General features: G+C 58.9%; 34 protein-coding genes. 33 read left to right on the forward strand and 1 reads right to left on the reverse strand.

Annotation, left to right across the window (positions count from 1 at the left end; all coding sequences use genetic code 11):
• Positions 1-174: 174 nt before the first annotated feature.
• Positions 175-4,383, forward strand: coding sequence for a DNA-directed RNA polymerase subunit beta' (gene rpoC / locus AC13RM_RS07595; protein ID WP_285177544.1), 4,209 nt, complete (start codon positions 175-177; stop codon positions 4,381-4,383).
• Between the two features lie 115 nt (positions 4,384-4,498).
• Here the strand turns inward: rpoC and AC13RM_RS07600 are convergent, their stop codons facing one another.
• Entirely contained in the window at positions 4,499-4,792 is a 294-nt protein-coding gene (locus AC13RM_RS07600) for a hypothetical protein (RefSeq protein WP_004123433.1), read from the reverse strand.
• 509 nt (positions 4,793-5,301) lie between these two features.
• Between AC13RM_RS07600 and rpsL the strand changes: the two genes are divergently transcribed.
• The 32 genes from rpsL to AC13RM_RS07760 all read left to right on the forward strand — a co-directional run bounded on the left by rpsL (position 5,302) and on the right by AC13RM_RS07760 (position 25,071).
• Positions 5,302-5,673: a 30S ribosomal protein S12 gene (gene rpsL, locus AC13RM_RS07605; protein WP_003507760.1), complete on the forward strand. Its 372-nt coding sequence runs from the start codon at positions 5,302-5,304 to the stop codon at positions 5,671-5,673.
• Between the two features lie 81 nt (positions 5,674-5,754).
• A complete protein-coding gene (gene rpsG / locus AC13RM_RS07610) occupies positions 5,755-6,225 on the forward strand; it encodes a 30S ribosomal protein S7 (RefSeq protein WP_015339596.1) in 471 nt (156 codons plus the stop codon).
• 30 nt (positions 6,226-6,255) lie between these two features.
• Entirely contained in the window at positions 6,256-8,355 is a 2,100-nt protein-coding gene (fusA, locus tag AC13RM_RS07615) for an elongation factor G (RefSeq protein ID WP_113233784.1), read from the forward strand.
• 66 nt (positions 8,356-8,421) lie between these two features.
• Positions 8,422-9,597, forward strand: coding sequence for an elongation factor Tu (gene tuf, locus AC13RM_RS07620; RefSeq protein ID WP_075852341.1), 1,176 nt, complete (start codon positions 8,422-8,424; stop codon positions 9,595-9,597).
• Positions 9,598-9,905: 308 nt separating this feature from the next.
• Complete coding sequence (gene rpsJ, locus AC13RM_RS07625) at positions 9,906-10,214, forward strand: 30S ribosomal protein S10 (protein WP_003547547.1); 309 nt, start codon at positions 9,906-9,908, stop codon at positions 10,212-10,214.
• 39 nt (positions 10,215-10,253) lie between these two features.
• Positions 10,254-10,895, forward strand: a complete 642-nt coding sequence (gene rplC, locus AC13RM_RS07630; protein WP_015339598.1) for a 50S ribosomal protein L3 — start codon at positions 10,254-10,256, stop codon at positions 10,893-10,895.
• A gap of 13 nt (positions 10,896-10,908) precedes the next feature.
• Positions 10,909-11,529 carry a 50S ribosomal protein L4 gene (gene rplD / locus AC13RM_RS07635; RefSeq protein ID WP_112507501.1) on the forward strand — a complete coding sequence of 207 codons (621 nt, stop codon included), beginning with the start codon at positions 10,909-10,911 and terminating at the stop codon, positions 11,527-11,529.
• A complete protein-coding gene (locus AC13RM_RS07640) occupies positions 11,526-11,819 on the forward strand; it encodes a 50S ribosomal protein L23 (RefSeq protein ID WP_015339600.1) in 294 nt (97 codons plus the stop codon). Before rplD ends, AC13RM_RS07640 begins: the two co-directional genes overlap by 4 nt.
• 11 nt (positions 11,820-11,830) lie before the next feature.
• Positions 11,831-12,667, forward strand: a complete 837-nt coding sequence (gene rplB / locus AC13RM_RS07645; protein WP_113233694.1) for a 50S ribosomal protein L2 — start codon at positions 11,831-11,833, stop codon at positions 12,665-12,667.
• Between the two features lie 15 nt (positions 12,668-12,682).
• The gene (rpsS, locus tag AC13RM_RS07650; RefSeq protein WP_015339602.1) at positions 12,683-12,961 is read left to right on the forward strand and encodes a 30S ribosomal protein S19; all 279 of its coding nucleotides are present in this window, start codon (positions 12,683-12,685) and stop codon (positions 12,959-12,961) included.
• A gap of 2 nt (positions 12,962-12,963) precedes the next feature.
• The gene (gene rplV / locus AC13RM_RS07655; RefSeq protein WP_488554744.1) at positions 12,964-13,353 is read left to right on the forward strand and encodes a 50S ribosomal protein L22; all 390 of its coding nucleotides are present in this window, start codon (positions 12,964-12,966) and stop codon (positions 13,351-13,353) included.
• Positions 13,353-14,078, forward strand: coding sequence for a 30S ribosomal protein S3 (gene rpsC, locus AC13RM_RS07660; RefSeq protein ID WP_004118393.1), 726 nt, complete (start codon positions 13,353-13,355; stop codon positions 14,076-14,078). The genes rplV and rpsC overlap by 1 nt, the downstream gene beginning before the upstream one ends.
• Before the next feature lie 36 nt (positions 14,079-14,114).
• Complete coding sequence (gene rplP, locus AC13RM_RS07665; protein WP_004118395.1) at positions 14,115-14,528, forward strand: 50S ribosomal protein L16; 414 nt, start codon at positions 14,115-14,117, stop codon at positions 14,526-14,528.
• Positions 14,529-14,539: 11 nt separating this feature from the next.
• Complete coding sequence (rpmC, locus tag AC13RM_RS07670) at positions 14,540-14,740, forward strand: 50S ribosomal protein L29 (protein ID WP_007690763.1); 201 nt, start codon at positions 14,540-14,542, stop codon at positions 14,738-14,740.
• A 12-nt stretch (positions 14,741-14,752) separates the two neighbouring features.
• Complete coding sequence (rpsQ, locus tag AC13RM_RS07675) at positions 14,753-14,992, forward strand: 30S ribosomal protein S17 (RefSeq protein WP_015339604.1); 240 nt, start codon at positions 14,753-14,755, stop codon at positions 14,990-14,992.
• A 225-nt stretch (positions 14,993-15,217) separates the two neighbouring features.
• On the forward strand, positions 15,218-15,586 hold the full coding sequence (gene rplN / locus AC13RM_RS07680; protein ID WP_003573790.1) for a 50S ribosomal protein L14: 369 nt from the start codon (positions 15,218-15,220) through the stop codon (positions 15,584-15,586).
• An 11-nt stretch (positions 15,587-15,597) separates the two neighbouring features.
• Positions 15,598-15,906, forward strand: a complete 309-nt coding sequence (gene rplX, locus AC13RM_RS07685; protein WP_015339605.1) for a 50S ribosomal protein L24 — start codon at positions 15,598-15,600, stop codon at positions 15,904-15,906.
• On the forward strand, positions 15,899-16,456 hold the full coding sequence (gene rplE, locus AC13RM_RS07690) for a 50S ribosomal protein L5 (RefSeq protein WP_015339606.1): 558 nt from the start codon (positions 15,899-15,901) through the stop codon (positions 16,454-16,456). Before rplX ends, rplE begins: the two co-directional genes overlap by 8 nt.
• Positions 16,457-16,489: 33 nt before the next feature.
• A complete protein-coding gene (gene rpsN / locus AC13RM_RS07695) occupies positions 16,490-16,795 on the forward strand; it encodes a 30S ribosomal protein S14 (protein WP_004118406.1) in 306 nt (101 codons plus the stop codon).
• Positions 16,796-16,807: 12 nt separating this feature from the next.
• The gene (gene rpsH, locus AC13RM_RS07700; RefSeq protein WP_015339607.1) at positions 16,808-17,206 is read left to right on the forward strand and encodes a 30S ribosomal protein S8; all 399 of its coding nucleotides are present in this window, start codon (positions 16,808-16,810) and stop codon (positions 17,204-17,206) included.
• A gap of 43 nt (positions 17,207-17,249) precedes the next feature.
• Positions 17,250-17,783: a 50S ribosomal protein L6 gene (gene rplF / locus AC13RM_RS07705; RefSeq protein ID WP_015339608.1), complete on the forward strand. Its 534-nt coding sequence runs from the start codon at positions 17,250-17,252 to the stop codon at positions 17,781-17,783.
• Between the two features lie 12 nt (positions 17,784-17,795).
• Complete coding sequence (rplR, locus tag AC13RM_RS07710) at positions 17,796-18,158, forward strand: 50S ribosomal protein L18 (RefSeq protein ID WP_004118412.1); 363 nt, start codon at positions 17,796-17,798, stop codon at positions 18,156-18,158.
• 130 nt (positions 18,159-18,288) lie between these two features.
• Positions 18,289-18,858 carry a 30S ribosomal protein S5 gene (rpsE, locus tag AC13RM_RS07715; RefSeq protein ID WP_092715848.1) on the forward strand — a complete coding sequence of 190 codons (570 nt, stop codon included), beginning with the start codon at positions 18,289-18,291 and terminating at the stop codon, positions 18,856-18,858.
• A gap of 13 nt (positions 18,859-18,871) precedes the next feature.
• Positions 18,872-19,084 (forward strand): 50S ribosomal protein L30, encoded by a 213-nt coding sequence (gene rpmD, locus AC13RM_RS07720; RefSeq protein ID WP_007690786.1) that lies wholly within the window; start codon positions 18,872-18,874, stop codon positions 19,082-19,084.
• Positions 19,085-19,101: 17 nt separating this feature from the next.
• A complete protein-coding gene (gene rplO / locus AC13RM_RS07725; RefSeq protein ID WP_095434669.1) occupies positions 19,102-19,572 on the forward strand; it encodes a 50S ribosomal protein L15 in 471 nt (156 codons plus the stop codon).
• 226 nt (positions 19,573-19,798) lie between these two features.
• Complete coding sequence (secY, locus tag AC13RM_RS07730; RefSeq protein WP_015339610.1) at positions 19,799-21,139, forward strand: preprotein translocase subunit SecY; 1,341 nt, start codon at positions 19,799-19,801, stop codon at positions 21,137-21,139.
• Positions 21,136-21,786, forward strand: coding sequence for an adenylate kinase (locus AC13RM_RS07735; RefSeq protein ID WP_113233695.1), 651 nt, complete (start codon positions 21,136-21,138; stop codon positions 21,784-21,786). The genes secY and AC13RM_RS07735 overlap by 4 nt, the downstream gene beginning before the upstream one ends.
• Positions 21,787-22,002: 216 nt before the next feature.
• Positions 22,003-22,371: a 30S ribosomal protein S13 gene (rpsM, locus tag AC13RM_RS07740; RefSeq protein WP_004118424.1), complete on the forward strand. Its 369-nt coding sequence runs from the start codon at positions 22,003-22,005 to the stop codon at positions 22,369-22,371.
• 131 nt (positions 22,372-22,502) lie between these two features.
• Positions 22,503-22,892: a 30S ribosomal protein S11 gene (rpsK, locus tag AC13RM_RS07745; protein WP_004118426.1), complete on the forward strand. Its 390-nt coding sequence runs from the start codon at positions 22,503-22,505 to the stop codon at positions 22,890-22,892.
• A gap of 103 nt (positions 22,893-22,995) precedes the next feature.
• Positions 22,996-24,006 (forward strand): DNA-directed RNA polymerase subunit alpha, encoded by a 1,011-nt coding sequence (locus tag AC13RM_RS07750; protein ID WP_037152076.1) that lies wholly within the window; start codon positions 22,996-22,998, stop codon positions 24,004-24,006.
• Positions 24,007-24,054: 48 nt separating this feature from the next.
• Entirely contained in the window at positions 24,055-24,477 is a 423-nt protein-coding gene (rplQ, locus tag AC13RM_RS07755) for a 50S ribosomal protein L17 (protein WP_015339614.1), read from the forward strand.
• Between the two features lie 171 nt (positions 24,478-24,648).
• A complete protein-coding gene (locus AC13RM_RS07760) occupies positions 24,649-25,071 on the forward strand; it encodes a ribosomal maturation YjgA family protein (protein WP_374816953.1) in 423 nt (140 codons plus the stop codon).
• Positions 25,072-25,183: the final 112 nt, after the last annotated feature.

Here is a 25,183-nt window from a genome sequence, read left to right on the forward strand (position 1 = left end):
TAGCCTGCGGGTGCGCGCTGTCGGTCAGCGCGCACTCCTTGGAATATTGCAGCGCCGTTGGCGTCCTCCTGGATGCATGGCGCCGCAAGGCGGTTTTAAAGCGTCAGTCCGGTTCCCGGGATTTGCCGGCACTGTTCGCAATTCGAGGGCGTTTCGCCCCTAAAGGAGATAGGCATGAACCAAGAGGTCATGAATCTTTTCAATCCGCAGGTGCCTGCGCAGAATTTCGATTCCATCCGGATTTCGATTGCGTCGCCGGAGAAGATTCTTTCCTGGTCTTATGGCGAGATCAAGAAGCCGGAAACGATCAACTATCGTACGTTCAAGCCGGAACGCGATGGTCTTTTCTGCGCACGAATCTTCGGACCGATCAAGGACTACGAATGCTTGTGCGGCAAGTACAAGCGCATGAAGTACAAGGGCATCATCTGCGAAAAGTGCGGCGTCGAAGTCACGCTGTCGCGCGTTCGCCGTGAGCGCATGGGCCATATCGAGCTTGCCGCTCCCGTTGCCCACATCTGGTTCCTGAAGTCGCTGCCTTCGCGCATTTCGACGCTGCTCGACATGACGCTGAAGGATGTGGAGCGCGTGCTCTACTTCGAAAACTACATCGTCACCGAGCCGGGCCTGACTGCTCTTAAGGAGCATCAGCTGCTCTCGGAAGAAGAGTACATGCTCGCTGTGGACGAGTATGGCGAAGACCAGTTCACCGCCATGATCGGCGCTGAAGCGATCTACGAGATGCTGGCCAGCATGAATCTCGAAAAGATCGCCGGCGACCTGCGTTCCGAGCTTGCCGACACCACCTCGGATCTCAAGCAGAAGAAGCTGATGAAGCGCCTGAAGATCGTCGAGAACTTCATGGAGTCGGGCAACCGTCCGGAATGGATGATCATGAAGGTCGTCCCGGTCATCCCGCCGGACCTGCGCCCGCTGGTTCCGCTCGATGGCGGCCGCTTCGCGACCTCGGATCTGAACGATCTGTACCGCCGCGTCATCAACCGTAACAACCGTCTGAAGCGCCTCATCGAACTGCGCGCTCCGGGCATCATCATCCGCAACGAAAAGCGCATGCTGCAGGAATCTGTCGATGCGCTGTTCGATAACGGCCGTCGTGGCCGCGTCATCACCGGCGCCAACAAGCGTCCGCTGAAGTCGCTGTCCGACATGCTCAAGGGCAAGCAGGGCCGCTTCCGTCAGAACCTGCTCGGCAAGCGCGTCGACTATTCCGGCCGTTCGGTCATCGTGACCGGTCCGGAACTGAAGCTGCACCAGTGCGGTCTGCCGAAGAAGATGGCGCTCGAGCTGTTCAAGCCGTTCATCTATGCCCGCCTCGACGCGAAGGGTTACTCCTCCACCGTCAAGCAGGCCAAGAAGTTGGTCGAGAAGGAAAAGCCGGAAGTCTGGGATATCCTCGATGAGGTCATCCGCGAGCATCCCGTTCTCCTGAACCGCGCACCGACGCTGCACCGCCTGGGCATCCAGGCCTTCGAACCCACGCTGGTCGAAGGCAAGGCCATCCAGCTGCATCCGCTCGTCTGCACGGCTTTCAACGCCGACTTCGACGGTGACCAGATGGCCGTTCACGTGCCGCTCTCGCTGGAAGCCCAGCTGGAAGCCCGCGTGCTGATGATGTCGACCAACAACATTCTGCACCCGGCAAACGGCGCGCCGATCATCGTTCCCTCGCAGGATATGGTTCTCGGCCTGTACTATCTGTCGATCCTGAACCAGAACGAACCGGGCGAAGGAATGGCCTTCTCGGATCTCGGTGAGCTGCATCACGCGCTTGAAAACAAGGTCGTGACGCTGCATTCGAAGATTCGTGGCCGCTTCAAGTCGATCGGCGAAGATGGCAAGCCCTATTCGAAGATCTATGAAACGACCCCCGGCCGTCTGCTGATCGGCGAACTCCTGCCGAAGCATGGCAAGGTGACCTTCGACATCTGCAACCAGGAAATGACCAAGAAGAACATCTCCAAGATGATCGACACGGTCTACCGCCATTGCGGCCAGAAGGACACGGTCATTTTCTGCGACCGCATCATGCAGCTTGGCTTCTCCCATGCCTGCCGCGCCGGCATTTCGTTCGGCAAGGACGACATGGTCATTCCGGATACCAAGGTTAAGATCGTCGGCGATACCGAAGCACTCGTGAAGGAATACGAGCAGCAGTACAATGACGGTCTGATCACCCAGGGCGAAAAGTACAACAAGGTTGTCGACGCCTGGGGTAAGGCCACGGAGAAGGTCGCCGAAGAGATGATGGCCCGCATTAAGGCCGTTGAATTCGACGAGAAGACCGGTCGCCAGAAGCCGATGAACTCGATCTACATGATGAGCCACTCCGGTGCTCGTGGTTCTCCGAACCAGATGCGCCAGCTGGGCGGCATGCGCGGCCTCATGGCCAAGCCGTCGGGCGAAATCATCGAGACGCCGATCATCTCGAACTTCAAGGAAGGTCTCACCGTTAACGAGTACTTCAACTCGACCCACGGTGCCCGTAAGGGTCTGGCCGACACCGCCTTGAAGACCGCGAACTCGGGCTACCTGACCCGCCGTCTTGTCGACGTCGCGCAGGATTGCATCGTCACGCACGTCGATTGCGGTACCGAAAACGGCCTCACCATGACCGCCATCGTCGATGCCGGTCAGGTCGTTGCCTCGCTCGGCGCCCGCATCCTCGGTCGTACGGCCCTGGACGATATCGATCATCCGGTCACGGGTGAGCGCATCGTCGACGCCGGCAAGATGATCCTGGAACCGGATGTCATCGAGATCGAGAAGGCCGGTATCCAGTCGATCCGCATCCGTTCGGCCCTGACCTGCGAAATCCAGACGGGCGTCTGCTCGGTCTGCTACGGTCGTGACCTTGCTCGCGGTACGCCTGTCAACATCGGTGAAGCTGTCGGTGTTATCGCCGCACAGTCGATCGGTGAGCCGGGCACCCAGCTGACCATGCGTACCTTCCACTTGGGCGGCACGGCGACCGTGGTCGACCAGTCGTTCCTGGAAGCTTCGTATGAAGGCACTGTTCAGATCAAGAACCGCAACATGCTGCGCAACTCCGACGGCAACCTGGTTGCCATGGGCCGCAACATGACGGTCCAGATCCTGGACGAACGCGGTGTCGAGCGCTCCTCGCAGCGCGTTGCCTACGGTTCGAAGCTGTATGTCGACGACGGCGACAAGGTGAAGCGCGGTCAGCGTCTGGCGGAGTGGGACCCCTATACCCGTCCGATGATGACGGAAGTGGCCGGTACGGTTCACTTCGAAGATGTCGTCGACGGTCTCTCGGTTCTCGAAGCGACGGACGAGTCTACCGGCATCACCAAGCGTCAGGTTATCGACTGGCGCTCGACGCCGCGCGGTTCCGATCTGAAACCGGCGATCGTCGTCAAGGACGCCAGCGGCAATGTCGCCAAGCTCTCGCGCGGTGGCGAAGCCCGCTTCCTGCTCTCGGTCGACGCTATCCTGTCGGTCGAGCCGGGCACGAAGGTGTCGCAGGGTGACGTTCTCGCCCGTTCGCCGCTGGAAAGCGCCAAGACCAAGGACATCACCGGTGGTCTGCCGCGCGTTGCCGAACTGTTCGAAGCTCGTCGTCCGAAGGACCATGCTATCATCGCAGAGATCGATGGTACGATCCGCCTCGGCCGCGACTACAAGAACAAGCGTCGCGTCATCATCGAGCCGGCGGAAGACGGTGTCGAGCCGGTCGAATACCTGATCCCGAAGGGCAAGCCCTTCCACCTTCAGGAAGGCGACTATATCGAAAAGGGTGATTACATCCTCGACGGTAACCCGGCTCCGCACGACATCCTGGCGATCAAGGGCGTGGAGGCTCTGGCTTCCTACCTGGTCAACGAAATCCAGGAAGTCTATCGCTTGCAGGGCGTTGTCATCAACGACAAGCACATCGAAGTGATTGTCCGTCAGATGCTGCAGAAGGTTGAGATCACCGATGCAGGCGACAGCCAGTACATCGTCGGCGACAACGTCGACCGTATCGAGCTGGAAGACGCCAACGACCGCCTGATCGAAGAAGGCAAGAAGCCCGCTTATGGCGATCCGGTTCTGCTTGGTATCACCAAGGCATCGCTGCAGACGCCGTCCTTCATCTCGGCTGCATCCTTCCAGGAAACGACGAAGGTGCTGACCGAAGCTGCAATCGCCGGCAAGACCGACGGTCTGCAGGGCCTGAAGGAAAACGTCATCGTCGGCCGCCTGATCCCGGCCGGTACCGGCGGTACCATGACGCAGATCCGCCGTATCGCTACGGCTCGCGACGAGCTTATCCTCGAAGAGCGTCGCAAGGGCACGGGCGCCGGCGTAGCAACGCCGATGCTGCAGGATCTCGCCAGCGAGAACAGCCCGGCCGAATAAGCCGGCAGCGAATGTGAAAAAATCAAAACCGCCCGGAGCGATCCGGGCGGTTTCTTTTTGTGCATAACGAAATCGATGAGGTGAGGGGATGCCGCCTTCATCAGGCGGCGTCCGATCAGCGGAAGCGGATGATCGCGACTTCGCCTTCGAGCGCGCCTTGATAGGCGGAGGCATGCGGCTCTTCGTCCGGAATATCCGTCAAGAGCCCAATCTGGTCGAGGTCGGCCTCGATGAAGCCTTCTTCGGCAAGAGCGTTCAGTGCCTCACGCACGGCGGTATCATCGTCTGGCGCTTTCAGCATGACGTGCAGGTCGATGCCTTCGCCGCCATCGGTCTCGTAACCCTTGCCGATGATGATGAAGACCATGGGACCGTCGGAATTGTTGTCGTTGTCTGGCGCTGTAATCATGAGTCTTCCTTCGGGAGTGTCGAATCGACCCGGCGATTCCTTTTCGCCGCGCGGGTCCGTCGGATGGAAATGTTCTTCGGTGATTCCTTATAGGGATTTTGACGAAATACCAAAGTCCATCTTGCCGAAGGGGCGGCATTTCCGTATCCAATGCGCCAAATGGCTGGTTTGGCCGGGGTTTCAGGGCTTTGTGACAAAGATAATTTCTTAACCGGCCTTGACGAACCGGCGGGAAACCAGTAGTACCGCCGCCATCGGAACCCATGTGAGGCATGGCTATTCGGGGCGACGCGCCCTGGAGTTCACCTCAAACAAGGTTCTAAACGCACGTTGAAGACACGAATGCTGCACGCACGACGCCACTTTTGGTGTCCTCTGCTTTTTTGTGGTCCATCTGCGAGAGCGGATCGGGCCACGTTTTGCGCATTGAGACGAACGTGTGTCGTTGCCGGTGACGGCGCAAGTGAAGCCCGTAAGGGTGTCGACATAGATTTACAAGGGATGGTTGAATGCCTACCGTAAACCAGCTGATCCGCAAGCCTCGCCAGGCGCAGGTAAAGCGTAATAAGGTTCCCGCTCTCCAGGAGAACCCGCAGAAGCGCGGCGTTTGCACCCGCGTCTACACGACGACGCCGAAGAAGCCGAACTCGGCTCTGCGTAAGGTCGCAAAGATCCGCCTGACCAACGGCTTCGAAGTCATTGGTTACATCCCCGGCGAAGGTCACAACCTTCAGGAGCACTCTGTCGTCATGATCCGTGGCGGCCGCGTTAAGGACCTTCCGGGTGTTCGCTACCACATCATCCGCGGCGTTCTCGATACCCAGGGTGTCAAGAACCGCAAGCAGCGCCGTTCCAAGTACGGTGCAAAGCGTCCGAAGTAATTCGGTTTTTTAGATAATCCGGTGCTGCGCGAGGTTCTCCGCGTGGTGAAGCGCCGCAAAAGTTGAGAGACGAGAAGTTATATGTCCAGACGTCACAGAGCAGAAAAGCGCGAGATCAACCCGGACCCGAAGTTCGGCGATCTGGTCGTTACCAAGTTCATGAATGCCATCATGCTCGACGGCAAGAAGTCCGTAGCTGAAAACATCGTATATGGCGCGTTTGACGCCGTGCAGGGCAAGGCAAAGCAGGAGCCGCTCGGCGTGTTCCATCAGGCTTTGGATAACATCGCTCCGCACGTTGAAGTCCGCTCGCGCCGCGTTGGTGGTGCTACGTATCAGGTTCCGGTCGACGTACGCCCTGAGCGCCGTCAGGCTCTGGCCATCCGCTGGCTGATCACCGCCGCTCGCAAGCGTAATGAGACGACGATGGTCGACCGTCTGTGCGGCGAACTTCTCGATGCCTCCAACAACCGCGGCGCTGCCGTCAAGAAGCGCGAAGACACGCACAAGATGGCTGATGCCAACCGTGCGTTCTCGCATTATCGCTGGTAATCCCGAACGGTTTCGGAAAGGCAGTCCATTATGGCTCGCGAATATAAAATCGAAGACTACCGCAATTTCGGTATCATGGCGCACATCGACGCCGGCAAGACCACGACCACCGAGCGTATTCTTTACTACACCGGCAAGTCGCACAAGATCGGCGAAGTGCACGACGGCGCAGCCACCATGGACTGGATGGAGCAGGAGCAGGAGCGTGGCATCACGATCACCTCCGCTGCCACGACCACCTTCTGGAAGGGCCGCGACGGCAAGACCCGCCGCTTCAACATCATCGACACTCCCGGCCACGTCGACTTCACCATCGAAGTCGAGCGTTCGCTGCGCGTTCTCGACGGTGCCATCGCTCTGCTCGACGCCAATGCCGGCGTTGAGCCGCAGACGGAAACTGTATGGCGTCAGGCCGAGAAGTATCATGTTCCGCGCATGATCTTCTGCAACAAGATGGACAAGACCGGCGCTGACTTCTATCGCTCGGTCGAGATGATCAAGACCCGCCTCGGCGCAACCGCCGTCGTCATGCAGCTGCCGATCGGCGCTGAAAGCGATTTCAAGGGCGTTGTCGACCTGATCGAGATGAACGCCCTCATCTGGCGCGACGAGTCGCTCGGCGCTCAGTGGGACGTGGTCGAGATCCCGGAAGACATGAAGGCCAAGGCTGCCGAATACCGCGAAAAGCTGATCGAGACCGTTGTCGAGATCGACGAAGCCGCGACGGAAGCCTACCTCGAAGGCAACCTGCCTGACAACGATCAGATCCGCGCGCTCGTTCGTCGCGGCACGATCGACGTCAAGTTCCATCCGATGTTCTGCGGCACCGCCTTCAAGAACAAGGGCGTCCAGCCGCTGCTCGACGCCGTTGTCGATTACCTGCCGTCGCCGCTCGACATTCCGGCGATCAAGGGCATCGACTTCAAGACGGAAGCCGAAATCGAACGCCACGCTGACGACAGCGAGCCGTTGTCCATGCTGGCATTCAAGATCATGAACGACCCCTTTGTCGGTTCGCTCACCTTCGCCCGCATCTACTCCGGCAAGCTCGAGAAGGGTGCATCGGTCATCAACACGGTCAAGGACAAGCGCGAGCGCGTCGGCCGTATGCTGCAGATGCACTCGAACTCGCGTGAAGACATCGAAGAAGCCTTCGCTGGCGACATCGTTGCTCTGGCCGGCCTCAAGGAAACCACCACTGGCGATACGCTCTGCGATCCGCTGAAGCCGGTTATCCTTGAGCGCATGGAATTCCCCGAGCCGGTCATCCAGATCGCGATCGAGCCGAAGACCAAGGGCGACCAGGAAAAGATGGGCCTCGCGCTCAACCGTCTGGCTGCTGAAGATCCGTCCTTCCGCGTGAAGACGGACCAGGAATCGGGTCAGACGATCATCGCCGGCATGGGTGAACTTCACCTCGACATCATCGTCGACCGTATGCGTCGTGAATTCAAGGTTGAAGCGACTGTCGGCGCGCCGCAGGTTGCTTACCGCGAAACCATTACGCGTCAGACGGAAAAGGACTACACCCACAAGAAGCAGTCGGGTGGTACCGGTCAGTTCGCTCGCGTCAAGATCGTGTTCGAACCGAACCCGGACGGCGACGACTTCAAGTTCGAGTCCAAGATCGTCGGCGGTTCCGTTCCGAAGGAATACATCCCGGGCGTTCAGAAGGGTATCGAAAGCGTCCTGTCTTCTGGTCCGCTGGCTGGCTTCCCGATGCTCGGCGTCAAGGCGACGCTCGTTGACGGCGCCTTCCACGATGTTGACTCGTCGGTTCTGGCCTTCGAAATCGCTTCCCGCGCTTGCTTCCGTGAAGCAGCCCGCGAAGCTGGCGCCCAGCTCCTCGAGCCGATGATGAAGGTCGAAGTCGTGACGCCGGAAGATTACGTCGGCGACGTCATCGGCGACCTGAACTCGCGTCGTGGCCAGATCCAGGGCCAGGAAAGCCGCGGTATCGCTGTTGTCATCAACGCGAACGTCCCGCTGGCGAACATGTTCAAGTACGTCGATAACCTGCGTTCGATGTCTCAGGGCCGTGCACAGTACACGATGACCTTCGATCATTACGCGCCGGTTCCGTCGAACGTCGCACAGGAAATCCAGGCAAAGTATTCCGGTCAGAAGTGACCGGAATACCAATTGACCGATAACAAGAATTGATCCCTCAGGGGACAGGAAAACGGAGAGCCGAAAATGGCAAAGAGTAAGTTTGAGCGCAATAAGCCGCACGTTAACATTGGTACGATCGGTCACGTTGACCACGGCAAGACGTCCTTGACGGCAGCGATCACGAAGTACTTCGGCGAGTTCAAGGCGTACGACCAAATCGACGCGGCTCCGGAAGAGAAGGCTCGTGGTATCACGATCTCGACGGCCCACGTTGAATACGAGACGCCGAACCGTCACTATGCGCACGTCGACTGCCCTGGCCACGCCGACTACGTCAAGAACATGATCACGGGTGCCGCACAGATGGACGGCGCGATCCTGGTTTGCTCTGCCGCAGACGGCCCGATGCCGCAGACGCGCGAGCACATCCTGCTCGCCCGCCAGGTTGGCGTTCCGGCGATCGTCGTGTTCCTGAACAAGGTCGATCAGGTTGACGACGCCGAGCTTCTCGAGCTTGTCGAGCTCGAAGTTCGCGAACTTCTGTCGTCCTACGACTTCCCGGGCGACGACATCCCGGTCGTCAAGGGTTCGGCACTTGCTGCACTTGAAGATTCGGACAAGAAGATCGGCGAAGACGCGATCCGCGAGCTGATGGCTCAGGTTGACGCCTACATCCCGACGCCTGAGCGTCCGATCGACCAGCCGTTCCTGATGCCGATCGAAGACGTGTTCTCGATCTCCGGCCGTGGTACGGTTGTGACGGGCCGCGTCGAGCGTGGTATCGTCAAGGTTGGCGAAGAAGTCGAAATCGTCGGCATTCGTCCGACGTCGAAGACGACGGTGACCGGCGTTGAAATGTTCCGCAAGCTGCTCGACCAGGGCCAGGCCGGCGACAACATCGGCGCGCTGATCCGCGGTGTGAACCGTGACGGCGTCGAGCGTGGTCAGATCCTGTGCAAGCCGGGCTCTGTCAAGCCGCACAAGAAGTTCATGGCTGAAGCCTACATCCTGACGAAGGAAGAAGGCGGCCGTCATACGCCGTTCTTCACGAACTACCGTCCGCAGTTCTACTTCCGTACGACTGACGTGACGGGCATCGTGACGCTTCCGGAAGGCACGGAAATGGTTATGCCCGGCGACAACGTGACCGTTGCCGTTGAGCTGATCGTTCCGATCGCGATGGAAGAAAAGCTTCGCTTCGCCATCCGCGAAGGCGGCCGTACCGTCGGCGCTGGCATCGTGGCATCCATCGTCGAGTAATTCGAAGACGGCCACTTCATCCGAGTGGCCGATTCGATGACAATATTATGATGCAAGCGGCTGTAGCCGCTTGCTTATGACATAGAAATGTTGCAAATGGCGCGCGAGCGCGATTTGCGCGCTGCTTCGGATGACGAAGCGGCCAATGAAATTAACAATAAGGTGGGCCGAAAGGCCTAAAGAGTGGATGGGGATGCCGCAGCCGGCGTCCCTCTCGATCTTTGAAACCGGTGGTCCGCCTTAGGAAACAGAACAATCCGTGCCTTTTCGAGAGGCGCGCGAGATAACAAACACAAGGATAACGTCGAATGAACGGCCAAAATATCCGCATTCGCCTGAAGGCGTTCGATCACCGGATTCTCGATGCTTCCACGCGCGAGATCGTGTCGACGGCGAAGCGCACCGGTGCAAGCGTCCGGGGCCCCGTTCCGCTTCCGACTCGTATCGAGAAGTTTACGGTAAACCGGTCCCCGCACATCGACAAGAAGAGCCGCGAGCAGTTCGAGATGCGCACGCATAAGCGCCTCCTCGACATCGTTGACCCGACCCCGCAGACGGTAGACGCGCTGATGAAGCTCGATCTCGCCGCCGGTGTCGATGTTGAGATCAAGCTCTGAGACCTCCGGTCCTCGAGCTGAGTGAGAAGGATTGAACCGATGCGTTCAGGTGTGATTGCACAGAAGGTGGGAATGACCCGCGTCTATAACGACGCCGGCGAGCATGTCCCGGTTACCGTATTGCGTTTGGATGGCTGCCAGGTCGTAGCCCAGCGCACAGTTGAAAAGAATGGCTACACCGCAGTTCAGCTCGGTGCCGGCCAGGCTAAGGTTAAGAACACGACGAAGGCTCTTCGCGGCCATTTCGCCGTTGCAAGCGTAGAGCCGAAGGCCAAGCTCGCAGAATTCCGTGTCACGGAAGACAATCTGCTTGAAGTCGGCACCGAGCTCAACGCAGGTCACTTCACGGCGGGTCAGCTCGTTGACGTGACCGGCACGACGATCGGTAAGGGCTTTGCCGGCGCCATCAAGCGCCACGGCTTCGGCGGTCTGCGCGCCACGCACGGTGTGTCGGTTTCGCACCGTTCGCACGGTTCGACCGGTTCGCGCCAGGACCCGGGCAAGGTGTTCAAGAACAAGAAGATGGCTGGTCACATGGGCCAGACGCGCGTTACGACGCAGAACCTTGAAGTAGTATCGACCGACGAAGATCGTGGTCTGATCCTGGTCAAGGGTGCGGTTCCCGGCTCCAAGGGTGCCTGGATCATCGTGCGCGACGCCGTCAAGTCGGCAGCGAAGTAAGGGAGCCAAACCAATGGAATTCAACGTCAAGACCCTTGAGGGCAAAGACGCCGGGAAGGTTTCCCTTTCTGATGCGATTTTCGGCCTCGAGCCGCGTGAAGACATTCTCGCTCGCGTTATTCGCTGGCAGCTTGCCAAGAAGCAGCAGGGCACGCATCAGGCCAAGGGCCGCGCGGACGTAGCGCGCACCGGTGCCAAGATGTACAAGCAGAAGGGTACGGGCCGCGCTCGTCACCATTCGGCTCGCGCTCCGCAGTTCCGCGGCGGTGGTAAGGCTCACGGCCCGGTCGCCCGCAGCCACGAGCATGATCTGCCGAAGAAGGTTCGCGCCCTCGGCCTGCGTCACGCTCTCTCGGCCAAGTTCAAGGCTGAAGACGTGATTGTTATCGACAATCTCGTCGCTACCGAAGCCAAGACCAAGGCACTCGCTGGCGCTTTCGAGACGCTCGGCCTGACGAACGCTCTGTTCATCGGCGGTGCTGAACTCGACAGCAACTTCAAGCTCGCAGCCCAGAACATCCCGAATATCGATGTTCTGCCGGTTCAGGGCATCAACGTTTACGACATCCTGCGCCGCGGCAAGCTCGTGCTGTCCAAGGCTGCAGTTGAAGCTCTAGAGGAGCGATTCAAGTGACGGATCTTCGCCATTACGATGTGATCGTTTCTCCTGCGATCACCGAAAAGTCCACGCTGCTTTCGGACAATAACCAGGTTGTTTTCAACGTTGCTAAGACCGCGACGAAGCCGGAAATCAAGGCTGCCGTCGAAGCGCTCTTCGGCGTCAAGGTTACGGCCGTTAACACTCTGCTGCGCCTCGGCAAGACCAAGCGGTTCAAGGGTCTCGTCGGCAAGCAGAAGGACGTGAAGAAGGCTGTTGTGACGCTCGCCGAAGGCCAGTCGATCGACGTCTCCACCGGTCTCTGAGGAATAAGAAAATGGCATTGAAAACATTCAATCCGACGACCCCGAGCCAGCGTCAGCTGGTCATCGTCGATCGCTCCTCGCTCTACAAGGGCAAGCCGGTCAAGACGCTGACGGAAGGTCTGACCTCCAAGGGCGGCCGTAACAACACCGGCCGCATCACCGTTCGTTTCCAGGGCGGTGGTCACAAGCGCACCTATCGTCTGGTCGACTTCAAGCGTCGCAAGTTCGACGTCGAAGCAACCGTCGAGCGTATCGAATACGATCCGAACCGTACCGCTTACATCGCTCTGGTGAAGTACACGGATGGCGAACTGGCCTACATCCTCGCTCCGCAGCGTCTCGCTTCGGGCGACAAGGTCATCGCTTCGGAAAAGGCAGTGGACGTGAAGCCGGGCAACACCATGCCGCTTCAGTTCATCCCGGTCGGCTCCATCATCCACAACGTGGAAATGAAGCCAGGCAAGGGTGGTCAGATCGCTCGCTCCGCCGGTTCCTACGCTCAGCTCGTTGGTCGTGACCAGGGTATGGCGATCCTTCGCCTGAACTCGGGCGAACAGCGCCTCGTGCACGGCACCTGCCTTGCAACGATTGGTGCGGTTTCGAACCCGGATCACGGCAACATCAACGACGGTAAGGCCGGTCGTTCGCGTTGGCGTGGCAAGAAGCCGCATAACCGCGGCGTTGTCATGAACCCGGTCGACCATCCGCACGGCGGTGGTGAAGGCCGCACCTCCGGTGGTCGCCATCCGGTGACCCCATGGGGCAAGCCGACCAAGGGCAAGCGTACGCGGTCGAACAAGTCGACCGACAAGATGATTATGCGCTCGCGCCATCAGCGCAAGAAGTAAGAGAGGAAGTCTCAAGTGGCTCGTTCAGTATGGAAAGGTCCGTTTGTTGACGGCTATCTTCTCAAGAAGGCTGAGAAGGTGCGTGAAGGCGGACGTAACGAAATAATCAAGATGTGGAGCCGTCGCTCCACCATCATGCCGCAGTTCGTTGGTCTCACCTTCGGCGTCTACAACGGCAGCAAGCACATTCCGGTCAGCGTCAATGAAGACATGGTCGGACACAAGTTCGGCGAGTTCGCCCCGACCCGTACCTATTATGGTCACGGTGCGGACAAGAAGGCGAAGAGGAAGTAACAATGGGCAAGGCAAAAACCGAACGCCGGCTGAAGGACAATGAGGCGCAGGCAGTTGCGCGCACGCTCCGTGTCAGCCCGCAGAAGCTCAACCTGGTCGCGGCTTCGATCCGCGGCAAGAAGGTTGACCGCGCGCTCGCAGAGCTGGAATTCTCGCGTAAGCGTATCGCTGGCGCCGTGAAGAAGACGCTCGAATCTGCGATCGCCAATGCAGAAAACAACCACGATCTCGACGTTGACTCGCTGGTCGTAGCGGAAGCTTACGTCGGCAAGTCGATCGTCATGAAGCGTTTCCACGCTCGTGGCCGCGGCCGTGCATCTCGCATCGAGCGTCCGTTCGCGCACCTGACGATCGTTGTTCGTGAATTGGAAGCTCAAGAGGAGGCCGCATAATGGGTCAGAAAATCAATCCGATCGGCTTTCGTCTTGGCATCAACCGCACTTGGGATAGCCGCTGGTTCGCGGACAATGCCGAGTACGGCCAGCTCCTCCACGAAGACCTGAAGATGCGCAAGTTCGTCATGAACGAACTGAAGCAGGCTGGTATCTCCAAGGTGGTCATCGAGCGTCCGCACAAGAAGTGCCGCGTCACGATCCACTCGGCTCGTCCGGGCCTGATCATCGGCAAGAAGGGCGCTGACATCGACAAGCTCCGCAAGAAGCTGTCGGACATGACGAATTCCGAAACGCACCTCAACATCGTTGAAGTTCGCAAGCCGGAAATCGACGCGACGCTGGTTGCCCAGTCGATCGCTCAGCAGCTGGAACGCCGTGTTGCTTTCCGACGCGCCATGAAGCGCGCCGTTCAGTCCGCGATGCGTCTTGGCGCCGAAGGCATCAAGATCACCTGCGCCGGCCGTCTCGGCGGTGCAGAAATCGCTCGTACGGAATGGTACCGCGAAGGTCGCGTGCCGCTGCATACGCTGCGCGCCGACATCGACTACGGTACGGCTGAAGCAGAAACCGCTTTCGGTATCTGCGGCATCAAGGTCTGGATCTTCAAGGGCGAAATCCTTGAGCACGATCCAATGGCCTCCGAACGCCGCGCGCTCGAAGGCGACGCCCAGGGTCCGGCTAGCCGCGATCGCGATAGAGACCGTCGCCGCGACAACGCTTGATAGCGTACGTGGCAGATAAGTTCGGAGAATAAGAAAATGTTGCAGCCAAAGCGTACGAAGTACCGCAAGCAATTCAAGGGCCGCATCAAGGGCGTTGCCAAGGGTGGTTCTGATCTGGCTTTCGGTGAATTCGGCCTGAAGTCGCAGGAGCCCAACCGCGTCAACGCTCGCGAGATCGAAGCGGCTCGCCGCGCGATCACCCGCTATATGAAGCGCGCCGGCCGTGTATGGATCCGCGTGTTCCCGGATGTTCCGGTAACCGCAAAGCCGACCGAAGTCCGTATGGGTAAAGGTAAGGGCTCTGTCGAATACTGGGCATGCAAGGTCAAGCCCGGCCGTATGATGTTCGAGATCGACGGTGTGAGCGAAGAAATCGCTCGTGAGGCTCTGCGCCTCGGCGCTGCCAAGCTCTCGGTCAAGACGCGCTTCGTTCAGCGCATTGCAGAGTAAGGAAGAAGCTCATGAAAGCCGCAGATGTTCGCGCCCTGAGCGCCGACCAACTCAAGGACGAGCTTGCCAAGCTGAAGAAGGAGCAGTTCAACCTGCGCTTTCAGAAGGCGACCGGCCAGCTCGAGAAGTCCTCGCGCATCAACGAAGTCCGCAAGGACATCGCTCGCGTGAAAACCATTGCCCGCCAGAAGGCGGCAGAAGCAAAGGCCTAAAGGAAAAATAACATGCCGAAGCGCATTCTGCAGGGCGTCGTGGTCAGCGACAAGAACGAGAAGACGGTAGTTGTCCGCGTTGAGCGTCGTTTCGCTCACCCGCTGCTCCAGAAGACCGTTCGTCGTTCCAAGAAGTACAAGGCTCACGACGAAAACAATCAATACAAGACCGGCGACGTCGTTTCCATCGAGGAATGCGCGCCGATCTCCAAGGACAAGACCTGGACGGTCATTTCCGCCCAGTCCAAGTAACAGAATTTCGCTCAGGCCCTTGCGCTTGGGCGAAATATCTGTATGAAGCACGAGCTTGGAAGCAGGACGCTCGAGAACGGGCGTTCTTTTGCTTTATTGATGGCCGGCAGAGACGATCCTTATGGTCGCGAAGCCTGGCATAATCAGACAAGACACTAGTCCATAAGCCGGGGTAGGGGGTCGATTGGCCCAACCATTCCGGTAACAACAAGAAGGCGACCTGACATGATTCAGATGCAAACAAACCTCGACGTGGCGGATAATTCCGGCGCACGTCGTGTCATGTGCATCAAGGTGCTGGGCGGCTCGAAGCGCAAGTATGCCTCGATCGGCGACGTTATCGTCGTTTCGATCAAGGAAGCTATTCCGCGCGGCCGTGTGAAGAAGGGTGACGTGATGAAGGCGGTCGTCGTTCGTACCGCCAAGGACATCCGTCGTCCGGATGGCAGCGTCATCCGCTTCGATACCAACGCAGCAGTCCTCATCGACAACAAGAAAGAGCCGATCGGCACCCGCATCTTCGGACCGGTTCCGCGCGAACTCCGCGCCAAGAACCACATGAAGATCATCTCGCTGGCTCCAGAAGTACTGTAAGGAGCGGAGCGATGCAGAAGATCCGTAAAGGCGACAAGGTTGTCGTATTGACCGGTAAGGACAAGGGCCGTACCGGCGAAGTCATTCAAGTGCTGCCGAAGGAAGACCGTGCGGTCGTTCGTGGCGTCAACGTCATCAAGCGCCATCAGCGCCAGACGCAGAACCAGGAAGCCGGCATCATCAGCAAGGAAGCCTCGCTTCACCTGTCCAACCTGGCAATCGTCGACAAGGACGGTAAGCCGACCCGCGTCGGTTTCAAGGTTGTAGATGGCAAGAAGGTCCGCGTGGCGAAGACCTCGGGAGAAGTGATCGATGGCTGAGGTAAAGTACGAGCCGCGGCTCAAGAAAGAATACGTTGCTCGCATCCGTGCAGCTATGCAGGAGAAGTTCTCCTACGCTAACGAGATGCAGATCCCGAAGCTGGACAAGATCGTGATCAACATGGGCGTTGGCGAAGCGACGGCTGATTCGAAGAAGCCGACCGTTGCTGCTGCCGACCTGGCGGCCATCGCTGGCCAGAAGCCGGTCATCACCCGTGCACGCAACTCCATCGCTGGCTTCAAGGTCCGCGAAAATATGCCGATCGGCGCGAAGGTTACCCTGCGCGGCGCCCGCATGTATGAGTTCCTGGATCGTCTGGTCAACATCGCGCTTCCGCGCGTTCGCGACTTCCGCGGCCTGAACCCGAAGAGCTTTGACGGTCGTGGCAATTTTGCCATGGGCATCAAGGAGCACATTGTGTTCCCTGAGATCAACTACGACAAGGTTGATCAGATGTGGGGCATGGACATCATCGTTTGCACGACGGCGACGACCGACGACGAAGCACGAGCTCTTCTGACAGAGTTCAACTTCCCGTTCCGTCAATAACCGTAACGACGAGCGTAGAAAAGGAACCCTGATATGGCGAAGACAAGCGCAGTTGAAAAGAACAAGCGCCGCCGCAATACGGTTGCCAACCAGGCCGCGAAGCGGGCTGCTCTCAAGGCAATCATCATGAACCAGTCTCTCTCGATCGAAGACCGGTTCAAGGCCACTCTGAAGCTGGCATCGCTGCCGCGCGATGGATCGAAGACCCGTATTCGCAACCGTTGCGAAGTGTCTGGCCGTCCGCGCGCCTACTACCGCAAACTGCGCATGTCGCGTATCGCGCTGCGTGAACTCGGCAATCTCGGCAAGGTGCCGGGCATCGTCAAGTCCAGCTGGTAAGGAGCAGATTAGATGTCTATGACTGATCCTTTGGGCGATATGCTCACCCGCATCCGCAATGGCGCTTCGCGCCGCAAGTCGTCGGTTTCGACGCCTGCGTCCAAGCTCCGTGCACGCGTTCTCGATGTACTCCAGGCTGAAGGCTACATTCGTGGCTACTCCGTCGTCGATTTCGGCAACGGCAAGTCTGAGCTCAACATCGAACTCAAGTACTACGAAGGCGCGTCGGTGATCCGTGAGATCGGCCGCGTGTCTAAGCCGGGCCGCCGGGTTTATGTCTCGGTCAAGTCCATTCCGCAGGTCGCGAACGGCCTCGGCATCACCATCCTTTCGACTCCGAAGGGTGTGATGGCCGATCACCAGGCTCGCGAACAGAATGTTGGTGGCGAGGTTCTCTGCTCGGTCTTCTAAGATCGAACAGAGATATCTCCTTCGAAACAGACAGGTTTGAAAAATGTCTCGTATCGGTAAGAAGCCCGTTCAGGTACCTGCAGGGATCACGGCCACGGTTGATGGCCAAAAAGTGACTGCCAAGGGCCCTAAGGGCGAGCTGTTTTTCGTCGCTAACGACGAAATCGGTCTCAAGCTGGAAAACAATGCAATCGTCGTGACGCCGCTCAACGACTCCAAGGATGCTCGCGCAAAGTGGGGCATGTCCCGCACGATGATCGAGAACATCCTTAAGGGTGTTAAGGACGGCTACGAGCGCAAGCTCGAAATCAACGGCGTCGGCTACCGTGCCTCCATGCAGGGCAAGAACCTGCAGCTTGCGCTCGGCTTCAGCCACGACGTGGTTTATGAGCCGCCGCAGGGTATCTCGATCGCTGTGCCGAAGCCGACGGAAATCGTCGTCACCGGCATCAACAAGCAGCAGGTCGGCCAGGTTGCCGCTGAAATCCGCGAATACCGCGGCCCCGAGCCCTACAAGGGCAAGGGTGTTAAGTATGCCGAAGAGCGGATCATCCGCAAAGAAGGCAAGAAGAAGTAAGGATCACGCGAAATGGCTAGCAGGAAAGAAGCACTTGCGCGTCGCGCCAACCGCGTGCGCCGTCAAATCAAGTCGGTGGCCAATGGCCGTCCGCGCCTGTCGGTTCATCGCTCGTCGAAGAACATCTACGCCCAGGTCATCGATGACGTGGCTGGCAAGACCCTCGCGGCTGCCTCCACCCTCGACAAGGATCTGCGCGGTTCTCTGAAGACCGGTGCCGATACCGCAGCCGCAGCCCTCGTTGGCAAGCTCGTTGCAGAGCGCGCCTCCAAGGCCGGCGTGAAGGAAGTCGTGTTCGATCGCGGTGCTTTCATCTACCACGGCCGTATCAAGGCCTTGGCTGAAGCAGCCCGCGAAGGCGGCTTGACCTTCTAATCAGATTTCCGGCCGGCGATCCCAGGATGCCGGCCGGATATTCACCGGACCGCAGGTTTCCCGAGAGGGAAGGCATGCGGTCTTCGTTTTGTTTGCCGATTGCACCCGGAAAAGAAAAAGGAAGAGGACAATGGCACAGGAAAAGAGGGCTCCGCGGGAAGACCGTCAGAGCCGTGAAGAGCGCGATAGCGAATTCGTCGACAAGCTGGTCGCGATCAACCGCGTCGCCAAGGTTGTTAAGGGTGGCCGTCGCTTCGGCTTCGCCGCTCTCGTCGTCGTCGGCGACCAGAAGGGCCGCGTAGGCTTCGGCCATGGCAAGGCTCGCGAAGTGCCGGAAGCCATCCGCAAGGCAACCGAAAGCGCCAAGCGCGACCTGATCTTCGTACCGCTGCGCGACGGCCGTACGCTGCATCACGACGTTCATGGCCGTCATGGCGCCGGCAAGGTTCTGCTGCGCTCGGCCAAGGTCGGTACCGGTATCATCGCCGGCGGCCCGATGCGCGCCGTTTTCGAAACGCTCGGCGTTCATGACGTCGTTGCCAAGTCGACCGGTTCGTCGAACCCGTACAACATGGTTCGCGCCACGTTCGACGCCCTGAAGCACCAGGTTCACCCGAAGGACATCGCAGCTCAGCGCGGCATCAAGTATGCCACCCTGCAGGCTCGCCGCGCCGCTTCGGGCAACGCCTCCGAAGAATAAGGGAGTTTGACCTATGGCCAAGACGACCAAGAAGGCTGAAGCTAAGGCGACCGTTACGGTCGAGCAGATTGGCAGCCCGATCCGCCGTCCGGATGTTCAGCAGAAGACGCTGATCGGTCTCGGACTGAACAAGATGCACCGTCGCCGCACGCTGGAAGATACTCCGGCTGTTCGTGGCATGATCCGTGCTGTCCAGCATCTCGTTCGCGTTGTCGACGAGAAGTGAGCCGGAGGTAATTCGCTATGAAACTGAATGAAATCAAGGATAACGAAGGCTCGACCCACAGCCGCAAGCGCCTCGGCCGCGGCATCGGCTCCGGCTCCGGCAAGACCGGTGGCCGTGGTGTGAAGGGTCAGAAGTCCCGTTCGGGCGTTGCGATCAACGGCTTCGAAGGCGGTCAGATGCCCATCTACCGTCGTCTGCCGAAGCGCGGCTTCAACAACATCTTCGCATCCGACTACGTTGTCGTATCGCTGGCACGTATTCAGGCTGCCGTCGATGCCGGCAAGCTCGATGCCAAGAACACCGTTGATGCAGCAGCCCTCAAGGCTGCGGGCGTTATTCGCCGCGTCAAGGACGGCGTTCGGGTTCTCTCGGACGGCGAACTGAAGGCGAAGCTTGCTCTTGAAGTTGCAGGCGCTTCCAAGTCCGCAGTCGAGAAGATCGAAAAGGCTGGCGGTTCCGTCAAGCTGCTCGCTGCTGCCGCAGAATAATATTATCAATAATCGCCCGAAGTGACTTCACTTCGGGCGATTTTGCTCCCATATGTGAGCCTCACGAATCTGATCGATGCTGCAAGTGTCTTTCCGATCGATAACGGGAACCCAGGGTGAGGCGCCCGATTGCAGCGCAATCCGTCCGAAGCCCGGCTTTTGAACAATTTACAGACTGATTCCGGGCTCGGCCGACTATGCCGGAATTGGTGATGCGGAGATTTGCATGGCTTCTGCAGCGGAACAATTGGCGTCCAACCTCAATTTTTCGACCTTTGCCAAAGCCGAGGATCTCAAGAAGCGCCTATGGTTTACGCTCGGTGCTCTCCTCGTCTACCGGCTCGGCACCCACATTCCGCTTCCTGGCCTCAATCCTGCTGCTTATGCCCAGGCTTTCCAGAATCAGTCGGGCGGCATTCTTGGCCTCTTCAACATGTTCTCGGGCGGCGCCGTGCAGCGCATGGCGATCTTCGCGCTCGGCATCATGCCGTATATCTCGGCCTCGATCATCGTTCAGCTAATGACCTCGGTCGTTCCATCGCTCGAAAACCTGAAGAAGGAAGGCGAGCAGGGCCGCAAGATCATCAACCAGTACACCCGCTACGGCACGGTGCTGCTCGGCGCATTGCAGGCTTATGGCATCGCGATCGGCCTTGAGCACGGCAACGGCGTCGTCGTCGATCCTGGCTGGTTCTTCCGCATTTCCACCGTCATCACGCTGCTCGGCGGCACGATGTTCCTGATGTGGCTTGGTGAGCAGGTGACGTCGCGCGGTATCGGCAACGGCATCTCGCTGATCATCTTCGCCGGCATCGCTGCAGGTCTTCCGACCGCTCTTGCTGGTACTCTTGAACTTGGCCGTACCGGTGCGCTTTCCACGCCCCTTATCCTCGCCGTGCTGATCGTCGCCATTCTGGTCATCGCGCTTATCGTCTTCGTCGAGCGCGCCCAGCGCCGCCTTCTGATCCAGTATCCGAAGCGCCAGGTTGGTACGCGTATGTTCCAGGGCGATACGTCGCACCTGCCGCTGAAGCTCAACACTTCGGGCGTCATCCCGGCGATCTTCGCGTCGTCGCTGCTGCTGCTGCCCGCAACCGTTGCAGGCCTCGGTAACAACACGGCGCTGCCGACCTGGGTGACCTCGATCGTTGCGGCACTCGGCCACGGCCAGCCGGTCTACATGGTGCTTTACGGCGCTCTGATTGCCTTCTTCGCCTTCTTCTACACGGCTCTCGTATTCAATCCGAAGGACACGGCCGACAATCTGAAGAAGCACGGCGGCTTCATTCCGGGTATCCGTCCGGGTGAGCGCACTGCCGAATATATCGATTACGTGCTGACCCGCATCACGGTCATCGGCGCGATCTATCTTGTCTTCGTCTGCATCCTGCCAGAAATTCTCGTATCCCAGACAGGTATTCCCTTGTCCCTGGGTGGCACTTCGCTTCTGATCGTGGTTAGCGTAACGCTGGATACGGTGGCGCAGATTCAGGGTCACCTGATCGCACAGCAATATGAAGGCCTGATCAAGAAATCGAAGTTGCGTGGAGGAAAGAGGGGGCGATGAGACTCATACTTTTAGGGCCGCCGGGAGCAGGTAAGGGGACCCAGGCCCAGCGCATTGTGGAAAAGCATGGCATTCCGCAGCTTTCCACAGGCGACATGCTGCGCGCGGCGGTTCAGGCCGGCACGGAAGTCGGCAAGCGCGCCAAGGCTGTCATGGACGCTGGCAAGCTTGTTTCGGATGAGATCGTCAACGCGATCGTTTCCGAGCGTATTGATCAGCCGGATTGCGCCCGGGGTTTCATCCTCGACGGTTTCCCGCGCACACTGGTTCAGGCGGATGCAACGGAAAAGATGCTCAATGCGAAGGGCCTCGAGCTCTCCGTAGTTATCGAGCTCAAGGTCGATGACGCCGAACTGATTCGCCGCGTCTCCGGCCGCTATTCCTGCTCGAACTGTGGCAGCGTCTATCACGATACGGACAAGCTTCCGGCAACGGCAGGCGTTTGCGACAAATGCGGTTCGACACATTTCAAGCGCCGTCCGGACGACAATGCCGAAACCATGGCGACTCGTCTTCAGGTCTATTACAAGGAGACCTCGCCGCTGATCGGTTACTACTATGCAAAGGGCAAGTTGCAGAGCATCGACGGCATGGCCGATATCGAGCATGTGACCGACAGCATAGAGGCTATCCTGGCTAAGCTTTAGATAGCCTAAAATAAACTTGCCGGAGCGGTTGCTTTTTTGCGCTGATTCCGCTAAACACCGCGCCAACTCGCGACATGCCATGCGATCGGCGCGGATTTCCAACGGGAAGTCCGGGTACGGTCGTTTTGACATGTGGCGGACGCACATTGAACAAGCAGCTCCCGGGCTGCATAACAAGACCTTTGCCAAGGCAAAAGGAATGCAAGGAGAACAGGCGTGGCTCGTATCGCTGGCGTCAACATCCCGACTGCAAAGCGCGTAGTTATTGCGCTTCGTTACATTCACGGGATCGGACCGAAGTTTGCTCAGGAAATCTGCGAGAAGGTCGGTATTCCGGCCGAGCGTCGCGTCAACCAGTTGACGGATGCCGAAGTTCTGCAGATCCGCGAAACCATCGACCGTGACTATCAGGTCGAAGGTGATCTGCGTCGCGAAACCGCGATGAACATCAAGCGTCTCATGGACCTTGGTTCTTACCGTGGTCTGCGTCATCGCCGCGGCCTGCCGGTTCGCGGCCAGCGCACGCACACCAATGCCCGCACCCGCAAGGGTCCGGCAAAGGCGATCGCCGGTAAGAAGAAGTAATTTCCGGGCAACCGGATTTGGGAGGCTGGCGGTCCGCCGGCCTCTTTTGAGTTTGAAGCGGTGCTCCGTGGGCGCCGCTTCGGTGTAGCCGCTGGCATTACGGCGGTGCAGAGATCCAAGAAAGGACTAACATGGCCAAGGAAGCCGTACGCGTTCGTCGTCGCGAGCGTAAAAATATCACGTCGGGCGTCGCACACGTCAACTCGACCTTCAACAACACGATGATCACCATCACCGACGCACAAGGCAACGCCATTGCCTGGTCGTCCGCTGGTGCCAAGGGCTTCAAGGGTTCGCGCAAGTCGACCCCGTTCGCTGCCCAGATCGCTGCCGAAGACTGCGCCAAGAAGGCTCAGGAACACGGCATGAAGTCGCTGGAAGTTGAAGTTTGCGGTCCGGGCTCCGGTCGTGAATCCGCTCTGCGCGCCCTCCAGGCTGCTGGTTTCATGATCACGTCCATCCGCGACGTGACCCCGATCCCGCACAATGGTTGCCGCCCGCGCAAGAAGCGCCGCGTCTGATCATCGCCACTCACGACACCGGCCGGGGTAGATGCGCCCGGCTTGGTGTTACTCAAGCTCGGTTGCCACGATTGGATGGTGGCAACGAACGGAAGGCAAAAACATGATTCAGAAAAACTGGCAGGAACTGATCAAGCCCAACAAGGTCGAGTTCACCTCGAGCGGCCGTACCAAGGCAACGCTCGTGGCCGAACCGCTGGAGCGGGGCTTCGGTCTTACCCTCGGCAACGCGCTGCGCCGCGTTCTGCTGTCTTCTCTGCGCGGCGCCGCTGTAACGGCCGTGCAGATCGACGGCGTACTGCATGAGTTCTCCTCTATTCCGGGTGTCCGGGAAGACGTGACGGACATCGTGCTGAACATCAAGGAAATCGCCATCAAGATGGACGGCGATGACAGCAAGCGCATGGTCGTCCGCAAGCAGGGCCCAGGCGTGGTAACGGCTGGCGACATCCAGACGGTCGGCGATATCGAAATCCTCAACCCCGAGCATGTCATCTGCACGCTCGACGAGGGCGCCGAAATCCGCATGGAATTCACCGTCAATAACGGTAAGGGCTATGTGCCTGCCGAGCGCAATCGTGCGGAAGATGCTCCGATCGGCCTCATCCCGGTCGACAGCCTCTATTCGCCGGTCAAGAAGGTGTCCTACAAGGTTGAAAATACCCGCGAAGGACAGGTTCTCGACTACGACAAGCTGAGCATGTCGATCGAAACCGACGGTTCGATCAGCGGTGAAGATGCAGTCGCTTTCGCAGCCCGCATTCTTCAGGATCAGCTTGGCGTGTTCGTCAACTTCGACGAGCCGCAGAAGGAAACCGAAGAGGAAGCAGTTACCGAACTCGCTTTCAACCCGGCGCTCCTCAAGAAGGTGGACGAACTCGAACTGTCCGTTCGTTCGGCAAATTGCCTGAAGAACGACAACATCGTCTACATCGGCGACCTCATTCAGAAGACCGAAGCAGAAATGCTCCGCACGCCGAATTTTGGTCGCAAGTCGCTGAACGAAATCAAGGAAGTTCTCGCTTCCATGGGCCTGCACCTCGGCATGGAAGTGCCGGCATGGCCGCCCGAGAACATCGAAGATCTCGCCAAGCGCTACGAAGACCAATACTAACGTTTCAAACGGCAGGCGAACGATGCCTGTAAGTGAAGGAGAATAGCAATGCGCCACGGTAAAGCCGGCCGCAAGCTGAATAGAACCGCTAGCCACCGTAAGGCGATGTTCGCCAACATGGCGGCTTCGCTCATCACCCATGAGCAGATCGTCACCACGCTTCCGAAGGCGAAGGAAATTCGCCCGATCGTCGAGAAGCTGGTAACGCTCGGCAAGCGCGGCGACCTGCACGCTCGTCGTCAGGCCATCTCGCAGATCCGCGACGCTGCTGTCGTTTCGAAGCTGTTCGACGCGATCGCAACCCGCTACGCCACCCGCAACGGCGGCTACCTGCGCATCATGAAGGCTGGCTTCCGCCAGGGCGACAATGCCGCTCTCGCAGTTGTCGAATTCGTCGATCGCGACGTCAATGCCAAGGGCGCGGCTGACAAGGCTCGCGTTGCCGCTGAAGAAGAAGCCGCAGCCGCTTAAGGCTAAGCTTTGGATTAAATATTGAAGGCCGGATGAGCGATCATCCGGCCTTTTGTCGTTTGTGCTGTGGGCGGGGTCTTTCAATCTCCCTGAATGCTTTGGAGTATCGCAAGTAGCCTTGCTGAGTCGCAGTCGACTCGGGCTCATCAGGGACAGGGAGCGTCGTGGGATATGCAGCGAAAATTGACGCGCGGGAGACTGCTGCTGTTCGTGGTGCTGCTGATGACGATCGCCAGCGGTCTTGCGTTGCGGGGCTATGGCTATGCGATCAATCTGCCCTTCGCGGTCGTCAAATATGGCGGCTCATTATTGTGGGGAGCGATGGTCTATTGGCTCCTGGCGGCAATCTTCGTGTCACAGCGGCGTTTCAGGATTGCCGTGGCGGCGCTGCTCATCGCCGTCGCCGTAGAGTTTTTCAGGCTTTGGCACACGCCTGATCTCGATGCTTTTCGATTGACCACCGCCGGAGCCCTGTTGCTGGGCAGGGTGTTCTCGCTCTGGAATATCGCCGCCTATGCCGCCGGCATCGCGCGGCATTTGCGCTCGATTGCGCATTGTCCGGAACGAGGCGCTCGGCTTGATGTTCTTGCCTAGCTTCTATCTCGGCGCCCTCGATCGTCGCTGAGTGATTCACTAGGCCATCGGTCGCTTGCGATCCCGGTCGGTTACCGCTGCCCCTCCCGATATTCGCATGGCTGCATTTCGC

Source organism: Martinezella sp. CNPSo 3732, from assembly GCF_057784515.1.

Excerpts from the sequence above, each read along its gene's own strand:
- rpoC (WP_285177544.1), top strand. The coding sequence starts at position 175 with ATGAACCAAGAGGTCATGAATCTTTTCAATCCGCAGGTGCCTGCGCAG.
- AC13RM_RS07600 (WP_004123433.1), bottom strand. The coding sequence starts at position 4,792 with ATGATTACAGCGCCAGACAACGACAACAATTCCGACGGTCCCATGGTC.
- rpsL (WP_003507760.1), top strand. The coding sequence starts at position 5,302 with ATGCCTACCGTAAACCAGCTGATCCGCAAGCCTCGCCAGGCGCAGGTA.
- rpsG (WP_015339596.1), top strand. The coding sequence starts at position 5,755 with ATGTCCAGACGTCACAGAGCAGAAAAGCGCGAGATCAACCCGGACCCG.
- fusA (WP_113233784.1), top strand. The coding sequence starts at position 6,256 with ATGGCTCGCGAATATAAAATCGAAGACTACCGCAATTTCGGTATCATG.
- tuf (WP_075852341.1), top strand. The coding sequence starts at position 8,422 with ATGGCAAAGAGTAAGTTTGAGCGCAATAAGCCGCACGTTAACATTGGT.
- rpsJ (WP_003547547.1), top strand. The coding sequence starts at position 9,906 with ATGAACGGCCAAAATATCCGCATTCGCCTGAAGGCGTTCGATCACCGG.
- rplC (WP_015339598.1), top strand. The coding sequence starts at position 10,254 with ATGCGTTCAGGTGTGATTGCACAGAAGGTGGGAATGACCCGCGTCTAT.
- rplD (WP_112507501.1), top strand. The coding sequence starts at position 10,909 with ATGGAATTCAACGTCAAGACCCTTGAGGGCAAAGACGCCGGGAAGGTT.
- rplB (WP_113233694.1), top strand. The coding sequence starts at position 11,831 with ATGGCATTGAAAACATTCAATCCGACGACCCCGAGCCAGCGTCAGCTG.
- rplV (WP_488554744.1), top strand. The coding sequence starts at position 12,964 with ATGGGCAAGGCAAAAACCGAACGCCGGCTGAAGGACAATGAGGCGCAG.
- rpsC (WP_004118393.1), top strand. The coding sequence starts at position 13,353 with ATGGGTCAGAAAATCAATCCGATCGGCTTTCGTCTTGGCATCAACCGC.
- rplP (WP_004118395.1), top strand. The coding sequence starts at position 14,115 with ATGTTGCAGCCAAAGCGTACGAAGTACCGCAAGCAATTCAAGGGCCGC.
- rpmC (WP_007690763.1), top strand. The coding sequence starts at position 14,540 with ATGAAAGCCGCAGATGTTCGCGCCCTGAGCGCCGACCAACTCAAGGAC.
- rpsQ (WP_015339604.1), top strand. The coding sequence starts at position 14,753 with ATGCCGAAGCGCATTCTGCAGGGCGTCGTGGTCAGCGACAAGAACGAG.
- rplN (WP_003573790.1), top strand. The coding sequence starts at position 15,218 with ATGATTCAGATGCAAACAAACCTCGACGTGGCGGATAATTCCGGCGCA.
- rplX (WP_015339605.1), top strand. The coding sequence starts at position 15,598 with ATGCAGAAGATCCGTAAAGGCGACAAGGTTGTCGTATTGACCGGTAAG.
- rplE (WP_015339606.1), top strand. The coding sequence starts at position 15,899 with ATGGCTGAGGTAAAGTACGAGCCGCGGCTCAAGAAAGAATACGTTGCT.
- rpsN (WP_004118406.1), top strand. The coding sequence starts at position 16,490 with ATGGCGAAGACAAGCGCAGTTGAAAAGAACAAGCGCCGCCGCAATACG.
- rpsH (WP_015339607.1), top strand. The coding sequence starts at position 16,808 with ATGTCTATGACTGATCCTTTGGGCGATATGCTCACCCGCATCCGCAAT.
- rplF (WP_015339608.1), top strand. The coding sequence starts at position 17,250 with ATGTCTCGTATCGGTAAGAAGCCCGTTCAGGTACCTGCAGGGATCACG.
- rplR (WP_004118412.1), top strand. The coding sequence starts at position 17,796 with ATGGCTAGCAGGAAAGAAGCACTTGCGCGTCGCGCCAACCGCGTGCGC.
- rpsE (WP_092715848.1), top strand. The coding sequence starts at position 18,289 with ATGGCACAGGAAAAGAGGGCTCCGCGGGAAGACCGTCAGAGCCGTGAA.
- rpmD (WP_007690786.1), top strand. The coding sequence starts at position 18,872 with ATGGCCAAGACGACCAAGAAGGCTGAAGCTAAGGCGACCGTTACGGTC.
- rplO (WP_095434669.1), top strand. The coding sequence starts at position 19,102 with ATGAAACTGAATGAAATCAAGGATAACGAAGGCTCGACCCACAGCCGC.
- secY (WP_015339610.1), top strand. The coding sequence starts at position 19,799 with ATGGCTTCTGCAGCGGAACAATTGGCGTCCAACCTCAATTTTTCGACC.
- AC13RM_RS07735 (WP_113233695.1), top strand. The coding sequence starts at position 21,136 with ATGAGACTCATACTTTTAGGGCCGCCGGGAGCAGGTAAGGGGACCCAG.
- rpsK (WP_004118426.1), top strand. The coding sequence starts at position 22,503 with ATGGCCAAGGAAGCCGTACGCGTTCGTCGTCGCGAGCGTAAAAATATC.
- AC13RM_RS07750 (WP_037152076.1), top strand. The coding sequence starts at position 22,996 with ATGATTCAGAAAAACTGGCAGGAACTGATCAAGCCCAACAAGGTCGAG.
- rplQ (WP_015339614.1), top strand. The coding sequence starts at position 24,055 with ATGCGCCACGGTAAAGCCGGCCGCAAGCTGAATAGAACCGCTAGCCAC.
- AC13RM_RS07760 (WP_374816953.1), top strand. The coding sequence starts at position 24,649 with ATGCAGCGAAAATTGACGCGCGGGAGACTGCTGCTGTTCGTGGTGCTG.